This window comes from Streptomyces sp. NPDC096323 (assembly GCF_040302845.1).
Taxonomy (GTDB): Bacteria; Actinomycetota; Actinomycetes; order Streptomycetales; family Streptomycetaceae; genus Streptomyces.
This window is the reverse complement of record NZ_JBEOSI010000001.1, coordinates 227,112-242,473: the sequence shown is the minus strand read 5'-3', so window position 1 is coordinate 242,473 and position 15,362 is coordinate 227,112. Positions and strand designations below refer to the sequence as shown.

Annotated in this window: 15 protein-coding genes; 13 read left to right on the top strand and 2 right to left on the bottom strand. The window is 71.8% G+C overall.

The genetic code is table 11. From position 1 onward, the window contains the following. Positions 1-8 precede the first annotated feature (8 nt). The 7 genes from ABTX18_RS01000 to ABTX18_RS00970 all read left to right on the top strand — a co-directional run bounded on the left by ABTX18_RS01000 (position 9) and on the right by ABTX18_RS00970 (position 6,615). Positions 9-740: a PIG-L deacetylase family protein gene (locus ABTX18_RS01000; protein WP_352120596.1), complete on the top strand. Its 732-nt coding sequence runs from the start codon at positions 9-11 to the stop codon at positions 738-740. A 181-nt stretch (positions 741-921) separates the two neighbouring features. Further along, on the top strand, positions 922-1,890 hold the full coding sequence (locus ABTX18_RS00995; protein WP_352120595.1) for an NADPH:quinone oxidoreductase family protein: 969 nt from the start codon (positions 922-924) through the stop codon (positions 1,888-1,890). Beyond that, on the top strand, positions 1,887-3,077 hold the full coding sequence (locus ABTX18_RS00990) for an acyl-CoA dehydrogenase family protein (protein WP_352120594.1): 1,191 nt from the start codon (positions 1,887-1,889) through the stop codon (positions 3,075-3,077). The genes ABTX18_RS00995 and ABTX18_RS00990 overlap by 4 nt, the downstream gene beginning before the upstream one ends. Continuing rightward, entirely contained in the window at positions 3,074-4,192 is a 1,119-nt protein-coding gene (locus ABTX18_RS00985) for an acyl-CoA dehydrogenase family protein (protein ID WP_352120593.1), read from the top strand. Before ABTX18_RS00990 ends, ABTX18_RS00985 begins: the two co-directional genes overlap by 4 nt. Positions 4,193-4,429: 237 nt before the next feature. Continuing rightward, a complete protein-coding gene (locus tag ABTX18_RS00980; protein ID WP_352120592.1) occupies positions 4,430-5,305 on the top strand; it encodes a phosphatidylinositol-specific phospholipase C/glycerophosphodiester phosphodiesterase family protein in 876 nt (291 codons plus the stop codon). A 130-nt stretch (positions 5,306-5,435) separates the two neighbouring features. Next, positions 5,436-5,630, top strand: coding sequence for a hypothetical protein (locus ABTX18_RS00975; protein WP_136325822.1), 195 nt, complete (start codon positions 5,436-5,438; stop codon positions 5,628-5,630). 259 nt (positions 5,631-5,889) lie between these two features. Next, on the top strand, positions 5,890-6,615 hold the full coding sequence (locus tag ABTX18_RS00970; RefSeq protein ID WP_352120591.1) for a hypothetical protein: 726 nt from the start codon (positions 5,890-5,892) through the stop codon (positions 6,613-6,615). Positions 6,616-6,655: 40 nt separating this feature from the next. Here the strand turns inward: ABTX18_RS00970 and ABTX18_RS00965 are convergent, their stop codons facing one another. After that, on the bottom strand, positions 6,656-6,973 hold the full coding sequence (locus tag ABTX18_RS00965; RefSeq protein WP_352120590.1) for a hypothetical protein: 318 nt from the start codon (positions 6,971-6,973) through the stop codon (positions 6,656-6,658). A gap of 369 nt (positions 6,974-7,342) precedes the next feature. Between ABTX18_RS00965 and ABTX18_RS00960 the strand changes: the two genes are divergently transcribed. Together ABTX18_RS00960 and ABTX18_RS00955 are read left to right on the top strand one after the other, a co-directional pair. Next, positions 7,343-8,740, top strand: coding sequence for an APC family permease (locus tag ABTX18_RS00960; protein WP_352120589.1), 1,398 nt, complete (start codon positions 7,343-7,345; stop codon positions 8,738-8,740). Positions 8,741-8,817: 77 nt separating this feature from the next. Continuing rightward, positions 8,818-9,672: a PepSY domain-containing protein gene (locus tag ABTX18_RS00955; RefSeq protein ID WP_352120588.1), complete on the top strand. Its 855-nt coding sequence runs from the start codon at positions 8,818-8,820 to the stop codon at positions 9,670-9,672. Positions 9,673-9,828: 156 nt separating this feature from the next. On the opposite strand, the gene ABTX18_RS00950 is transcribed toward ABTX18_RS00955, so the two are convergent. Then, a complete protein-coding gene (locus tag ABTX18_RS00950; protein ID WP_352120587.1) occupies positions 9,829-11,730 on the bottom strand; it encodes an ABC transporter ATP-binding protein in 1,902 nt (633 codons plus the stop codon). Between the two features lie 285 nt (positions 11,731-12,015). On the opposite strand from ABTX18_RS00950, the gene ABTX18_RS00945 reads away from it, so the two are divergent. The 4 genes from ABTX18_RS00945 (at position 12,016) to ABTX18_RS00930 (ending at position 15,351) form a co-directional block, all read left to right on the top strand. Continuing rightward, positions 12,016-12,177: a hypothetical protein gene (locus ABTX18_RS00945; RefSeq protein ID WP_352120586.1), complete on the top strand. Its 162-nt coding sequence runs from the start codon at positions 12,016-12,018 to the stop codon at positions 12,175-12,177. A 216-nt stretch (positions 12,178-12,393) separates the two neighbouring features. Further along, complete coding sequence (locus ABTX18_RS00940; RefSeq protein WP_352120585.1) at positions 12,394-14,256, top strand: ATP-binding SpoIIE family protein phosphatase; 1,863 nt, start codon at positions 12,394-12,396, stop codon at positions 14,254-14,256. Positions 14,257-14,429: 173 nt separating this feature from the next. Next, positions 14,430-15,107 carry a TNT domain-containing protein gene (locus ABTX18_RS00935; protein WP_352120584.1) on the top strand — a complete coding sequence of 226 codons (678 nt, stop codon included), beginning with the start codon at positions 14,430-14,432 and terminating at the stop codon, positions 15,105-15,107. A 7-nt stretch (positions 15,108-15,114) separates the two neighbouring features. Next, a complete protein-coding gene (locus ABTX18_RS00930) occupies positions 15,115-15,351 on the top strand; it encodes a hypothetical protein (protein ID WP_352120583.1) in 237 nt (78 codons plus the stop codon). Positions 15,352-15,362 lie beyond the last annotated feature (11 nt).

Here is a 15,362-nt window from a genome sequence, read left to right as displayed (position 1 = left end):
CTGCGGTCATGACGGAGCAGCTCGAACCCATGCCCGCGGACTGGCAGCGTGCGCTCGCCGTCGTCGCTCACCCCGACGACCTGGAGTACGGCTGTGCGGCGGCCGTCGCCGGCTGGACCGATGACGGGCGCGACATCACCTATCTCCTGGCCACGCGGGGCGAGGCCGGCATCGACACGCTCGAACCGGAGAGGTGCGCGCCGCTGCGCGAACAGGAGCAGCGCGCGAGCGCGGCGGTCGTCGGGGTCTCCCGCGTCGAGTTCCTCGACCACCGCGACGGAGTGATCGAGTACGGCATCGGCCTGCGCCGTGACATCGCGGCAGCCGTCCGCCGCCACCGGCCTGAGCTGGTGATCACGCTGAACCACCGTGACACCTGGGGCGGTGTCGCCTGGAACACCCCCGACCACCGCGCGGTCGGCCGGGCCACGCTGGACGCGGTGGCCGACGCCGGCAACCGCTGGATCTTCCCGGAACTGACCGAGCAGGGTCTCGAACCGTGGGACGGCGTGCGCTGGGTGGCCGTGGCCGGATCGTCCACGCCCACGCACGCCGTCGACGCGACGGCCGGTCTCGAGCGGTCGGTGCAGTCGCTCCTCGCGCACCGCACGTACATCGAAGTCCTCACGGACGAGGATCCCGAGGTGTACTGCCGTACCTTCCTCACCGGCAACGCGCAGGCGTCCGCCGGGCGCTTCGGGGGCCGTCCCGCGGTCGCCTTCGAGCTGTTCGCGCGCTGAAACCGTACGGAGCCGGCCCCGTTCGATCGTGCGCCCGCCATCCCTCCTGGGGGAGGGCCGGGCGCACTCCCATGTCCGCATCGGCCGGATCGGCCACCCCCAGGTTGTTCCCAGAGGGGCAAGCGACCGCTTAGTATGCGCCGGAGCAGTGGTAATGCCGACAGTGTTGTGGAGGCCCCTCATGCAGGCATGGCGAGTGCACCGGAACGGCGAGCCGAGCGAGGTGATGCGGCTCGAAGAAGTGGACCGGCCCACGCCCGGCGACGGGCAGGTGCTCCTCGAGGTGCTCGCGGCGAACATCAACTTCCCCGACGCGCTGCTCTGCCGCGGCCAGTACCAGGTGCGGCCCCCGCTGCCGTTCACGCCCGGCGTGGAGATCTGCGGCCGGACCGAGGACGGGCGCCGGGTGCTCGCCACTCCCGCCCTGCCGGACGGCGGATTCGCCCAGTACGTCGTCGCGGACGAGGCGGCCCTGCTGCCGGCCCCCGAGGCCTTGGACGACGCCGAGGCGGCGGCGCTGCACATCGGCTACCAGACCGGCTGGTTCGGACTGCACCGCCGGGCGCACCTCCGGGCCGGCGAGACCCTCCTCGTCCACGCCGCGGCAGGGGGCGTCGGCAGTGCGGCCGTCCAGCTCGGCAAGGCCGCCGGCGCCACCGTCATCGGTGTGGCCGGAGGCCCAGAGAAGGCCAAGACCGCCGCCGGACTCGGCTGCGACCTCGTCATCGACCGCCGCACCGAGGACATCGTCGCCGCGGTCAAGGAGTTCACCGGTGGCCGCGGCGCCGACGTGGTGTACGACCCGGTCGGCGGCGACGCGTACGCCAAGTCCGTGAAGTGCATCGCGTTCGAGGGCCGGGTGATCGTCGTCGGCTTCGCCAGCGGCGTCATCCCCACCCCGGGGCTCAACCACGCCCTGGTGAAGAACTACTCCGTGCTCGGGCTCCACTGGGGCCTGTACAACACCAAGGACCCGCAGGCGGTCCGCGACTGCCACGACGAGCTCACCCGGCTCGCCGCCCAGGGCGTCATCAAGCCGCTCATCAGCGAGCGCGTCGCCATGGACGGGGCAGCGGCCGCCGTCCAGCGCGTCGCCGACGGCACCAGCACCGGCCGCATCGTCGTCCTCCCGTCAGGAGCCGCCCGATGACCGCCGCCCCGGACGCCGCGGACCTGCGCCGCCGCACCCGCGAACTGCTCGCCGCCCACCCCCCGGCCACCACGGACCGCACCGACTTCCTCAAGGCGCGCTTCGATGCCGGACTCGCCTGGGTTCACTACCCGGCCGGACTCGGCGGCCTCGACGCGCCGCGCTCCCTCCAGCCCGTCGTCGACGCCGAACTCGCCGCGGCGAACGCCCCGGACAACGACCCCCGCCGCATCGGCATCGGCCTCGGCATGGCGGCCCCCACCATCCTGGGCTTCGGCACGGACGAGCAGAAACAGCGCTTCCTGCGCCCCCTGTGGGTCGGCGAGGAGGTGTGGTGCCAGCTCTTCAGCGAGCCGGGCGCCGGCTCCGACCTGGCCGCCCTCGGCACCCGTGCCGTACGCGACGGGGAAGACTGGGTGGTCGACGGGCAGAAGGTCTGGACGTCCAGCGCCCACGTGGCACGCTGGGCGATCCTCATCGCCCGCACCGACCCGGACGTGCCCAAGCACCGCGGCATCAGCTACTTCATCTGCGACATGACCGACCCCGGCGTCGAGGTGCGGCCGCTGCGCCAGATCACCGGGGAGGCCGAGTTCAACGAGGTCTTCCTCACCGGCGTGCGCATCCCCGACAGCCGACGGCTCGGAGCCGTGGGCGAGGGCTGGAAGGTCGCGCAGACGACCCTCATGAACGAGCGCGTCTCCATCGGCGGATCCCGGATCCCGCGCGAGGGCGGCATGATCGGCCCCATCGCCGCGACCTGGCGCGACCGCCCCGAGCTGCGCACCCACGATCTGCACCAGCGCCTGCTGACCCTCTGGGTCGAGGCGGAGGTCGCCCGGCTCGCCGGGGAGCGCCTGCGCCAGCAGCTCGTCGCCGGACAGCCGGGCCCCGAGGGCTCAGGCATGAAGCTCGCCTTCGCCCGCCTCAACCAGGAGATCAGCGGCCTGGAAGTCGAACTCCTCGGCGACGACGGGCTTCTGTACAGCGACTGGACGATGCGCCGACCGGACCACGTCGACTTCACCGGCCGCGACGCCGGCTACCGCTACCTCCGCTCCAAGGGCAACTCCATCGAGGGCGGCACGAGCGAGGTACTGCTCAACATCGTCGCCGAACGCGTGCTCGGACTGCCCGCCGAGCCGCGCAACGACAAGGACGTCGCCTGGAAGGACCTCTCCCGATGACCGCACCGACCGAACCGAGCCAGGCGCCCGATCTGCTGTACTCGGAGGCCGAGGAGGATCTGCGCGCCGCGGTGCGCTCCCTGCTCGCCGACCGGGCCGACGCGCCGACGGTGATCGCCCGCACCGAGTCCGACACGCCGTACGACCCGCAGCTCTGGAAGGCCCTCGCCACCGGAATCGGCGCCGCCGGCCTGTTGGTGCCCGAGAAGCTCGGCGGACAGGGCGCCACCCACCGCGAGGCTGCCGTCATCATCGAGGAACTGGGGCGCAGCGTCGCCCCGGCGCCCTACCTGACCAGCTCCGTCGTCGCCACCGAGACGCTCCTGGCGCTCGGCGTCGAGGACGGACCGGTGGGTGAACTGCTCACCGAACTGGCCGAGGGCCGCAAGGTCGCGGTGCTCGCGGTGCCCTTCTCCGCCGCGGCGTCCGGCACGCCGGTGCTGACCGGAGCTCTCGACGGAACACTCGGGCCGGTCGCCGACGCGGCCGCCGCCGATGTGCTGCTGGTGCCCACCAGCGACGGCCTCTACGCGGTCGGAACGGGCGCGGCCGGTGTCGCCGTCCAGGCCCTCGTCCCGCTCGACCTCACCCGTCCGCTCGCCACCGTCACCCTCACCGGCGCCACCGGTATCCGGCTCGCGGACGCCGGGGCGGCGCGGACCGCGGTGGACCGCGGACTGCTGGCCGGTGCGGGGCTGCTCGCCTCCGAGCAGCTCGGACTCGCCGAATGGTGCCTGACCGAGACGGTCCGGCACACCCGGGAGCGGCACCAGTTCAACCGCCCGGTCGGATCCTTCCAGTCGCTCAAGCACCGCATGGCGCAGCTCTGGCTGGAGGTCGTCTCGGCCCGGGCCGCGGCACGCAACGCCGCCGACGCGCTGGCGACGGGCAGCCCCGACACGCCGTTGGCCGTGGCCGTGGCGCAGGCGTACTGCTCCAAGGTCGCCGTCCACGCGGCGGAGGAATGCGTCCAGTTGCACGGCGGCATCGGCATGACCTGGGAGCACCCGGCGCACCTGTATCTGAAGCGGGCCAAGGCCGACGCGACCGCCTTCGGAACGGCGGGCCGCCACCGCGAGACCGTCGCCGCCCTGATGGAGCTGCCGGCCCCCTGAGGGCCGTCCGTACCCCGAGCGGGGGCGCGTTCACACGCGCCCCCGCTCCGTCCTGCCCGCGTACCGGGGCACGCGCCAGGGCCGTTTCGCGCGGATCCGGCCACGACGGGCGGAACACGGGCCGACGGAGGGGCGGCGAACGAGACAACTCTGCTCGTTCGCAAACCTGTTGAGGTGCGGCGCTTCCATACTCGGTCGCGTCCGCCCGTCCGGCACGCCTCGCAACCGGGAGATCCCATGGCGTTCCCCACCCGCCGCCGCGTTGTCACCACCGCACTGGCCACCACGGCCGCAGGCGCGTTCGTACCTCTTCGCACGGCCACCGCGAGCGAAGCCCCGCGTGCCCTGGGCGCCCGGTCCCTGCCCCGGGCTCACGCCCACAACGACTATCTGCACCCCCGCCCGCTCCACGACGCACTGGACCAGGGATTCACCAGCGTCGAAGCCGACATCTTCCTCGTGGACGGCGAACTGCTCGTCGCCCACGAGGCCACCGGCCTCGATCCCGCCCGCACCCTGGCCGCGCTCTATCTCGAACCGCTCCTCACCCGGGTGCGGGCCAACCACGGCACCGTGTTCCGCGGCGACCGCACCCCGGTGCAGCTGCTCATCGACATCAAGACGGACGGTGCGGCCGCCTACGCGGAACTCGACCGCCAACTCCGCCGCCACCGGCAGATGCTGACCTCCTTCCGGCACGGGCGGGTGCGGCCCGGAGCCGTCACGGCCGTCATTTCGGGCGACCGGGCCGCCCGTGCTCCGATGGAGGCCCAGCCCACCCGGTACGCCTTCTACGACGGCAGGCTCGACGACCTCGGCACCGCGGCCACCGCTTCGTTCATCCCCCTCATCAGCGGCAGTTGGTCCGGGACGTTCACCTGGCTCGGGGACGGGCCGGTCCCGCCCGCGGAAAGGGAGGCGCTGCGCGCGATCACCGTCGCCGCGCACCGCGCGGGACAGCGCGTGCGCTTCTGGGCCACGCCCGACGCGGCCGGCCCGCAGCGCGAGGCGGTCTGGGCCGAGCTGCTGGCCGCCGGCGTGGACCACCTCAACACCGACGACCTCGCGGGACTCGCCCGTTTCCTGCGCGACCAGGACCGGCGCGCCCGCTAGAGCAACAGCCCATGACCGGCACGGCCCATTCGTACCCGTTTGGCGGACACGCCAGTGCGCCGGATGGCTCCTCCGCTCCGCCAAACTGACGGCGAATGCCGCAATTCCGGCGCGGCGGAGGAGGTTGGCCATGGCCATTTCGATCTCACTGGTGCTGCTTCTGCTGATTCTTGCGGTGATCTTCCTCCGCAACGGCGGACTGAAGATCTCGCACGCCCTGGTCTGCGCCCTCCTCGGGTTCTTCCTCGCGGGTACGAGCATGGCCCCCACGATCCAGGAAGGGCTCACGGCCACCGCGGACGTCGTCAGCAGCATCAGGCCCTGACCGCGTCGCCGGACGCGGGCCTGACCTGCCACCGGCGGCAAGGTCACACAGCGGTACGGAATCGCTCACGAACGGGCTCGACCGGCGCCAGAGCATGATCATTACGTTCAATCGGCCGCATTATGTGGTCAATCGGGGAGCGCGGGCATTCCGGTGTGCAACGGTCCGGTGGGGCGCGGGGCGGGCCGGACCGGTGGCCTCACCCGTCGCGGCAAGGGCCACCGGGTGCCGAAGCGAGCCGGACCCGGGGAGCGGAGCCATGTCATTTCCTCCTTTCGGACGTGACCCGGGCGCGGTCCACCACGAACACTGCAACACCGGCCGCTGCTGCCGGTGTCAGCAGCGGCCCTGGACGACCGCCGTCGGCGGGGAACGCCTCTGCGGACTGTGCGCCGCCTGCTGCCGGGAATGCGGCCGGGCGCCCGCCCCGCATCTGCGCGGGCTCGACGACGGGCTCTGCGGTGACTGCCGCGGGGTATGCGGGCGGTGCGCCATGCCGGTCTCGGCCGACGGTGACTGCCAGTGCCCGCGCTGGCAGCGACCGTCCACGGATCCGGTCCTGTATCTGCTGCACGCTCTGCCGTCGCCGCTCATGCGGGAGTTCGGCGGCCGCTACCCGGGCGAGCTCGTGGACATGATCCGGCGGGAACTGAGCCGGCGCACCCCCGACCAGCTCCTGGAACGGGTCGAGCGGCGGTGGCACTCACGCTGGTCCCACACCCTTCAGGAGAAGGACGAGGAAGGGCGCCGCCGCAATCCCCTGGAGATCGCCGAACAACTGCTCCGGCCGGGCCTCTGCGCCGAGCCGGCGTGCGAGGACGGGCGGCTGATCACCGCCGACTCCCCGTGTCCGCGCTGTACGAGTCCGCTGCACCGCTTCGTGCCGGCGCAGGCCGGCCGGAAAGCTGCTTCGGACCGGGCGGGAACCGTGGCAGCCGCGATCAGGAGGGAGATGCTCGACCGCCGGACCGGCGGACGCCGCTGAGGCACCGGCCCGTCCGCGTCGTCCCGCCTCGCCCGGAGGGCTACTCCGCGGCCGCTTCCCCCGCCGCGACGCCCGGTTCCGGCGGCAGGGCCGGAACTCTGGCAGCCGCGCCCTGCCGGACGGCCTCCACCACGGCTTCGTGCAGCGAACGGCTCGCCTTCTCGGACGGACAGGGCACAGGACTGCCCGCCATGGTGAACCAGTCGGCCGCATCGGTGTACTGCACGGTTATCTGCGCCGTGCCCTCGGCCCAAGTGGTGTGGACGGTCAAGTCGCCGGACAGCGGCCCGACCTCCTCGGTGAGCACGCCGCCGTGCCCCGAGTAAATCCCGCGTGTCGTCCAGGACGCCCAAGTCATGGATCCAGGCTCGCACCAAAGCCCGCGTATCGCGACCCACGGGCCAAGGTCCCAGGAGAGCAGGGACCGCAGAGCCATGGCCGCCGGGTCCGCAGGCGAACCCCGGATGGATTTAACCGAATTTTTTCGAGCGGCCGCACTGCGGTTCCCGCAGTGCCCGATCCCGTTGCCCTGACGCCATCTTGACGGCAAACCGTCGACCAGTGATCCACGGGCGACGAATTCCGAAGGAAAACAGCTATTGACCTGCGGAAGGCGTCGGTATTGCATGACGCGTCGGGAGCACCGGAACCACCCCTCACACCTCGTCCCGGAGGCGATACCGCTCCCGCGCTCAGACACCGCACCTGTTGATCGGAACCCGACTCGATGACCGACACGCTCAGCGCTCCACAGGCACTCGCCCCCGCGACCGGACCCACCCCGCAGAAGCTCAAGCGTTCCATCGGCGTCGTCGGAGGGACCCTGCTCACGCTCTCCTGCGTGACTCCCGCCTCCACCCTCTTCGTGGTCGTACCGGACCTGTTCTCCAGCCTCGGCACGTACACCGCGCTCACCATCGCGATCGGCTCGCTGCTCTGCATCGCGGTGGCCTTCTGCTACTCGGAGCTGGGCACCCTCATCCCCAGCGCCGGGGGCGAGTACGCCATGGTGTCGACGATGGCGGGGCGGCTCGCGGGCTGGCTCGTCTTCGTGCTCTCCCTGCTCGTCGTCATGATCGTGCCCCCGGTCATCGCCATGGGGACCGCCGACTACCTCGCACCGCTCGTGCACATCCCCGCCTCCCTCGCCGGGGCGGGCGTCATGCTGCTGGCCACCCTCGCGGGCCTCCTCGACCTGCGCGCGAACGCATGGATCACCGGCATCTTCCTGGTCCTGGAAGTGATCGCCGCCGGCGTCGTCGCCGTCCTCGGGTTCGCCCACTCCGAGCGGGGCGCCTCCGCGCTCGTGCACGGCTCCGTCGCCTCGTCGGGCGGTACGAGTTCGACCGTCACCGCCATGATGGTCGTCTCCGGGCTCGCCATCGCCCTCTTCATCACGCAGGGCTTCTCCACGGCCGTCTACCTCTCGGAGGAACTGGAGAACCCGCGGCGCAACGTGGCCCGTACGGTCCTCGCCACGCTCGTGATCTCGACGGCCGTCATCCTCGTTCCCGTCATCGCGATCACCGTGGGCGCCCCCGACCTCGCGGCCCTGACCTCCGGTGACCTCAGCGGCATGGTCGAGGCCTGGTCCAACTCGGCCGTCGGCACGTTCGTCAGCCTCTGCGTCGCCCTCGCCATCATCAACGCCGGCATCGTCATGGTCATCCAGAACTCCCGGGTGCTGTTCGCCTCCGCCCGTGACAAGGCGTGGCCCGCCCCGGTCAACCAGGCGCTCTCCCGGCTCGGCCGGTTCGGATCGCCGTGGGTGGCGACCCTCCTGGTCGGCCTTCCGGGAGCGGCCCTCTGCTTCGTCAACCTCGACACGCTGTACGGCGTCACCGGGGTCTCCGTCACCGCCATGTACCTGCTGGTGGCCGTCGCGGCGCTGCTGTGCCGCCGGGGTGCCCACCGCGACGCACCCGCCTGGCGCATGCCGCTCTGGCCCGCGGTGCCGGTGCTGCTCATCCTCGTCCTCGCGTACATCCTGACCCAGCAGGAGCCCGAGTACCTGCTCTGGACCGGCGGGATCACCGCAGTGGCCACGCTGTACTGGGCCCTGTACCTGAGGCCCCGCCGCGCCACCCGGTGGCTGGTGAGCATCCCCGAGGACGCGCAGGCCTGAAACAGGTACTCCGGTGATCGGGTGACTCCGGCAGCGGCACGTCATGCCGGAGTGGCAGTGCGGTTAGGAATGCGGGCATGACATGTGACTCCCCACCTGAGACCACCGGATTCCTCCGCAGCCACCGTCTGCGCGCCGCCGGCGCCGCAGGCGTGCTCCTGGCCGCGGCACTGCTCACGGGCTGCGGTCAGGACAGCGGCGACTCCTCGACCGGCACCGCCACCTCGGAAGCCGCGCGCGCCGTCCCGGAGCGGACCACCACGCCGTCGAACAGCACGAGCGCGTCCGCGACCGCCGCGCTGACCGAGGACCAGAAGGAACGCAAGACGCTCCTCGCCTCCACCAAGATCACCTACGACAAGGCCGTCACGACGGCCGAGGGCGCCGTCAGCGGCGGAAAGGTGGTCGACCTCGACCTGAAGGGCCCCGGCAAGTCGGACGACGACACGGACGACGAGAGCGCGTCGCCCAGCGCCAGCGCCTCACTGTCCCAGAGCGCCTCACCGTCCGGAAGCGCCAGCGCCTCCCCGACGTCCACCGGCGCCTCGCCCAGCGGTGCCAGCGCCTCGCCCTCCGCCGGCGGGCCGGAGTGGGTCGCGACGGTCGCCGCGAAGGACGGTACCGAGCACATCGTGCGCATCGACGCCGTCTCCGGGAAGGTCGTCAAGTCGACCGAGGACTCCGACCAGGACTCGGAGGACAAGACCACCACGGCCGACCAGATCGCCAAGGCCAAGCAGACGCCGCGGCAGGCCGCCAAGGCGGCCCTGGCCAAGACGAAGGGCACGGTCACGTCCCTGGAACTCGACGAGAACGACAAGAACGTCCTCGTCTGGTCCGTGGACGTCGTGGGCAAGGACTGGAAGAAGACCACCGTCGACGTGGACGCGGCCACCGGCTCCGTCACCGGCCAGGAGACCGACACCGACTGACCCGGGCCCGCCCCGGCACACGCACACACGTATGCCCCCGGTTCGCACGGACCGGGGGCATCGCCCTGCGCCAGGGCCTCTCGCTCGGATCAGGTCGGACCCCGCGAGCCCGGCATGATCCGAACGAGAGGCCCCAGGTCCGGGCCCGCGCCCGGCTCAGACCGACTCCGCGTGCGCTCCCTGCGTCTCCCCCGCCTCCGGAGCGGCGAACTGCGTCCGGTACAGCTCCTCGTACCGCCCGCCCACGGCCAGCAGCTCGGCATGGGTGCCACGCTCCACCACCCGGCCCTCCTCGACGACGAGGATCAGATCGGCCGCCCGCACGGTCGACAACCGGTGCGCGATCACCACGGCGGTGCGCCCCTCCAGAGCCTCGGCGAGGGCCTCCTGCACCGCGGCCTCCGACGTGGAGTCGAGGTGCGCGGTCGCCTCGTCGAGGATGACCACGCGCTGGCGGGCCAGCAGCAGCCGGGCGATCGTCAGCCGCTGACGCTCACCGCCGGAGAGCCGGTACCCGCGCTCGCCCACCACCGTGTCGAGCCCGTCGGGCAGCGAGGCCACGAGACCGTCCAGCCGGGAGCGCCGCAGTGCGTCCCAGATCTCGTCCTCGGTCGCCCCGGGCCGGGCCAGGGTCAGATTGGCGCGGACCGACTCGTGGAAGAGATGCCCGTCCTGGGTGACCATCCCGAGCGTCTCGCGAATCGACTCGGCGGTCAGATCGCGCACATCGATGCCGGCCAGCCGCACGGCACCCGAATCGGCGTCGTACAGCCGGGGCAGCAGCTGCGCGATCGTCGACTTTCCGGCGCCGGAGGAGCCGACCAGGGCGACCATCCGGCCGGGCTCGGCACGGAACGAGACCTCGTGCAGCACCTCCGTACCCCCGCGCGAGTCCAGGGTCGCCACCTCTTCGAGCGAGGCGAGCGAGACCTTGTCGGCCGACGGATATCCGAAGGAGACACCGTCGAACTCCACGGACACCGGACCCTCCGGCACCTTGCGCGCATCAGGCTTCTCGGCGATAAGAGGCTTCAGGTCGAGGATCTCGAAGACCCGCTCGAAGCTCACCAGCGCGCTCATCACCTCGACCCTGGCTCCCGCCAGCGCCGTCAGCGGGGCGTAGAGGCGGGTCAGCAGCAGGGCCAGGGACACGACGGCGCCCGGTTCCAGACTGCCGCGCAGCGCGTAGTAGCCGCCGAGCCCGTAGACGAGCGCCAACGCCAGCGCGGAGACCAGGGTGAGCGCCGTGATGAACGTCGACTGAGCCATGGCCGTACGGATGCCGATGTCACGGACCCGGCTCGCCCGCGCGGCGAACTCGGCGGACTCGTCGGCGGGCCGCCCGAAGAGCTTGACGAGGGTGGCGCCGGGGGCCGAGAACCGCTCCGTCATCTGCGTGCCCATGGCCGCGTTGTGCGCGGCCGCCTCACGCTGCATCCGTGCCATCCGGGAGCCCATCCGGCGGGCGGGAACGACGAACACCGGCAGCAGGACGAGCGCGAGCAGAGTGATCTGCCAGGAGATCGTCAGCATCACCGTGAGCGTCAGCAGCAGGGTCACCAGGTTGGAGACCACTCCGGACAGGGTGTTGCTGAACGCCCGCTGCGCCCCGATCACGTCGTTGTTGAGCCGGCTGACCAGGGCCCCGGTGCGGGTGCGGGTGAAGAAGGCGACCGGCATCCGCTGTACATGGTCGAAGACGGCCGTACGCAGGTCGAGGATCAGGCCCTCGCCCAGCGTGGCCGACAGCAGCCGGGTCAGCAGACCGAGCCCCGCCTCGGCCACCGCGATCACGGCGATCAGCAGCGCGAGCCGGGTGACCGTGCCGCTCTCCTTGCCCTGCACGATCGCGTCGACCACCCGCCCCGCCAGCACCGGTGTGGCCACCGCCAGCAGAGCCATGACGACGCTCAGCAACAGGAAGCGGTAGACCTCGCGGCGGCGCGGCCGGGCGAAGGAGCCGATCCGGCGCACGGTGGCCTTGGAGAACGGTCTGCGGTCCTGCTGGGCGTTCATCGCGCTGTGCAGCGATGACCACGCCGTGACTTCCATACTCATGCGGTGCCTCCGGGGTGCGAAATTGCCTGAGCGGCTCCCGGTGGGCGGACACTGACCGGGGCGCAGGGAGAACGCTATGAGCTCAAGCGGACTTGAGGTCAACAGATTTCCCCGCGAGGGCGGCGGAAAGGACGGCGCCCAAGATCCGAAACCGGTAAGAGCGCAGGTCGGCCGCGTGGACGCCCGAGATTCGGTGCCCTCTGCGGACGCGCGGGCGGACCACGTAGAATCGGCCCCTGTTTCCGGCCGAACGATGGCGAACACAACCGATTGAGGCAGTGCGACGTGAGTTTCACCGACAGTACCGAGGCACCGATCTACGCCGGACTCGTGGAAGAACACGGGGATGTGGTCGCCGAGGCGCGCCGGGTGGCCGAGGAGACGCTGCGCGAGGCCGACCTGGCCATCGACTTCAGTGACGTGCACAGGGCAGCGGCGTACCGGTAGCAAGGGGTAACCGCCTCCGGAGCGGCGCCGCCCCGGAGGACCGGGGGCCATCCGCGCCGCCGGACGCACCCGTTCGCGCTGCCACGCTGCCCCTCCCGCCCCGCCCGCGCACCCCTCACCCGCCCCCCGATCTCCCGCCTCGCGGCCGGCCCCGGCACCCCCGCCCCGCCGCTGCAACGACGTCTCGTACTGCGGACCCGGCTCTCCCGTCGGAGCATGGAACGGACAGTCGGCGACGACATCGGGACGAAGGGATGCCGGATGGGTGGTGAACGGCATGAGCCGCCGCCGGACGGGTTCGGGGCCGAGCTGGACCAGATCGACGCCCTGAACCGCCTGGAGAGCCCCCGCCCGGGCCCTCCCGAGCAGGAGGCGCCCGCCGACGCGACCGAGGAGGCCAGAGCGCGCGACTCCCTGCTGCTCTCCGCGGGGCACGCCCTCGGCGACGCCGACTCCCTCGACGAGGCGCTGAAGCTGGTGGCCGCTCTGTACGCCCCCGATTTCGCGCTGGACGGCCAGGTCGTGTTCAGTGTCGCCGAGGCGAACCTGGTCGCTCTGGGCCAGTTCGGCTTCTATCCGGGGGGCGCCGACCGCGGGTTCCGGATGCCGATGACGACCGGATATCCGGCCGCCGAGGTCGCCCGAACCGGGCGGTCCGTGTATCTCGCCTCCAAGGAGGAGTACCGGCGCCGCTTCCCGGCGACCTGGCACACGTCCGCCCGCGAGAACCGCGAGGCGTGGGCCTTCGTCCCGCTCGTGACCGCCGGACGGGTCACCGGAGTCTGGCTGACGGCCTTCCGGGCACCGGTGGCGTTCACCGCGTCCGAGCGTGCCCTGCTGAACGCGACCGGACGGATGATCGCCCAGGTGCTGGAACGCGCCAGGGCAAGCCGGGCCGAACTGGAACTCTCCCGGGGCCTGCGCCGCAGCATGCGCACGGACGGCCCGGCACTCACCGGCCTGAGCGTGGCCACGCGCTACGTGCCGACCGGCGGCGGCCTCATGGTCGGCGGCGACTGGTACGACAGCATCGACCTGCCCAACGGCCGGCTGGCCCTCGTCATCGGCGACGTCCAGGGACACGACGTGCACGCAGCGGGCCTGATGGCCCAGTTGCGTACAGCCGTGCACGCCTATGCCGCCGAAGGGCACGGCCCGGACGCCGTACTGGCGCGGGCCTCACGCTTCCTGACCACCCTCGACGAGGACCGGTTCGCCACCTGCCTCTACATCGAGGCCGACCCGTCCACCGGAGACCTGCACATCGCACGCGCCGGACATCCGCACCCGGTCCTGCGCACACCCGACGGCACCTGTCTCATCAAGCACGTCAGCGGCGGCCTGCCCCTGGGCCTGATGCCCGGCGAGGAGGACTACCCCGTCGACATCGTGCGCCTGCACGACGACGAGGTCCTGATGCTGTGCACCGACGGGCTGATCGAGAACGGCGGCCACGACATGTACACCGGCTGGGTCCGCGTCCGCGACGCGTTCTCGCCGGGCCCCGTCGAGGACCTCGAAGGGATGGCCGACCGGCTCATGGCGTCCGTGCTCAGCCCCGAGCCGGGCGCCCCGGAGGGCGACACCGGACGGGACGGCGACGACATCGCCCTCCTGCTCGTGCGCCGGGACCCCGGACGGACACGGGCCGAGGTCAGCCGGCGCCAGCTGATGCTGACCGTGGGCCAGGACCAGGGCGAGGGACTCGCCGAGGCCCGGGCCGAACTGAAGGCGCTGCTGCACGACTGGGCGCGGCCGGACCAGGTGGACACCGCGGTGCTCCTGGCGACCGAACTCCTCGGCAACGTACTCGTGCACACCGACCAGGACGGCGCCCTCAACGCTTATGTCACCGGCGAGACCGGCCAACGCCGCCTGCTCGTCGAGGTCATGGACCGCGGCGACGAACTGCCCCATCAGCGGACCCCCGGTGAACTCGCCTCCTCGGGCCGCGGGCTGATGCTGCTCGACATCCTGGCCGACCAGTGGGGCGTGCGCCCCGAACCCGAGGGCAAGACAGCCTGGTTCGCGCTCACCGAAGCATCCCCGGCGGACGCCGGCGATACCGCGACGGCCTGAGACCCGCAAGCGCGGCGCTCACGTAAGGCCCAGGTTGCGGCCCGCCTGCGTCGCCCACCGAGAACTCACGAGCAGCAGGGACACGGCACGGCACGCCGTGAACCCACACGGTGATCATGCGGATACCCTTTGTCACCTCACCTTTGACCGTCAGTACCCGAGGGGACCCCTGAATGCACCGTATGCGCACCGTATTTGCCGCACTCGGCATCACCGCCGGACTGATCGCGGCCCCCGCGGCCAGCGCCTCGGCCAAGCCGGAGAACCCGGAGACCGGCGCCGCGGCCCGGCACGAGCCCTGCACCGGCGAGTTCCAGGACGACGCGCGGCTCGGCCCGAAGTGGCTGCCGAACAGGAACCTGGCCCCGGTCGGACCGCTCCTCAAGGGCTACCAGCGCACCGGAGCCCTGTCCCCGCAGGCGTTCCTGAAGAAGTACTGGGAGGGCCCCGCCGACTCCGGCAGCTGGAAGTACCCGCCCAACGACGGGTTCGGCGAGGTCAACGGCCAGATCGACAAGGAGCCCACGAAGCTGCGCACCGGCCAGCGCCTGGACCGCTTCGGCTCGGAGTTCGGCGGCTACCTGGCCCCGGCCGGTGACGCGTACGCGGAGCGCGCACTGCCCCCGCAGAACCTCAACACCCGTGATGCGGCCGTCGCCTGCGACTACCGCGTCTACAAGGTCGCGAAGCCCTTCTGGGTGTGGCAGGGCAGCATCGCCCCCTGGTTCGAGCAGCCGGGCGGAGGCCGGCAGATCAAGCTCGACGCGGTCTTCCTCGACCCCGGCCAGGGTCAGCGCCTGAACGTGAAGTGGCTGCTGGAGCACGGCTACCTCGCTCCCGCGGGCGCGTAGCACCGGCGTGGAACGCCGGGAACTGCGGGCCGCACTGAGCTCCGCGGGGGTGGCCGGCGGCTACTACCGCATCGAGGGGGTCCATGAACCGGCCCCCACACCCACCGACTTCCTGTTCCTGCGGCAGGCGTCCGACGGGGTGTGGGAGACCGGCGCGTTCGAGCGGGGCAGGTATGAGGTGATCGCCCGTCACCAGCAGGAATCGGCGGCGTGCGCCCACCTCTTCAGCCTCCTCGTTCCGTAGGAGCGCGGCCG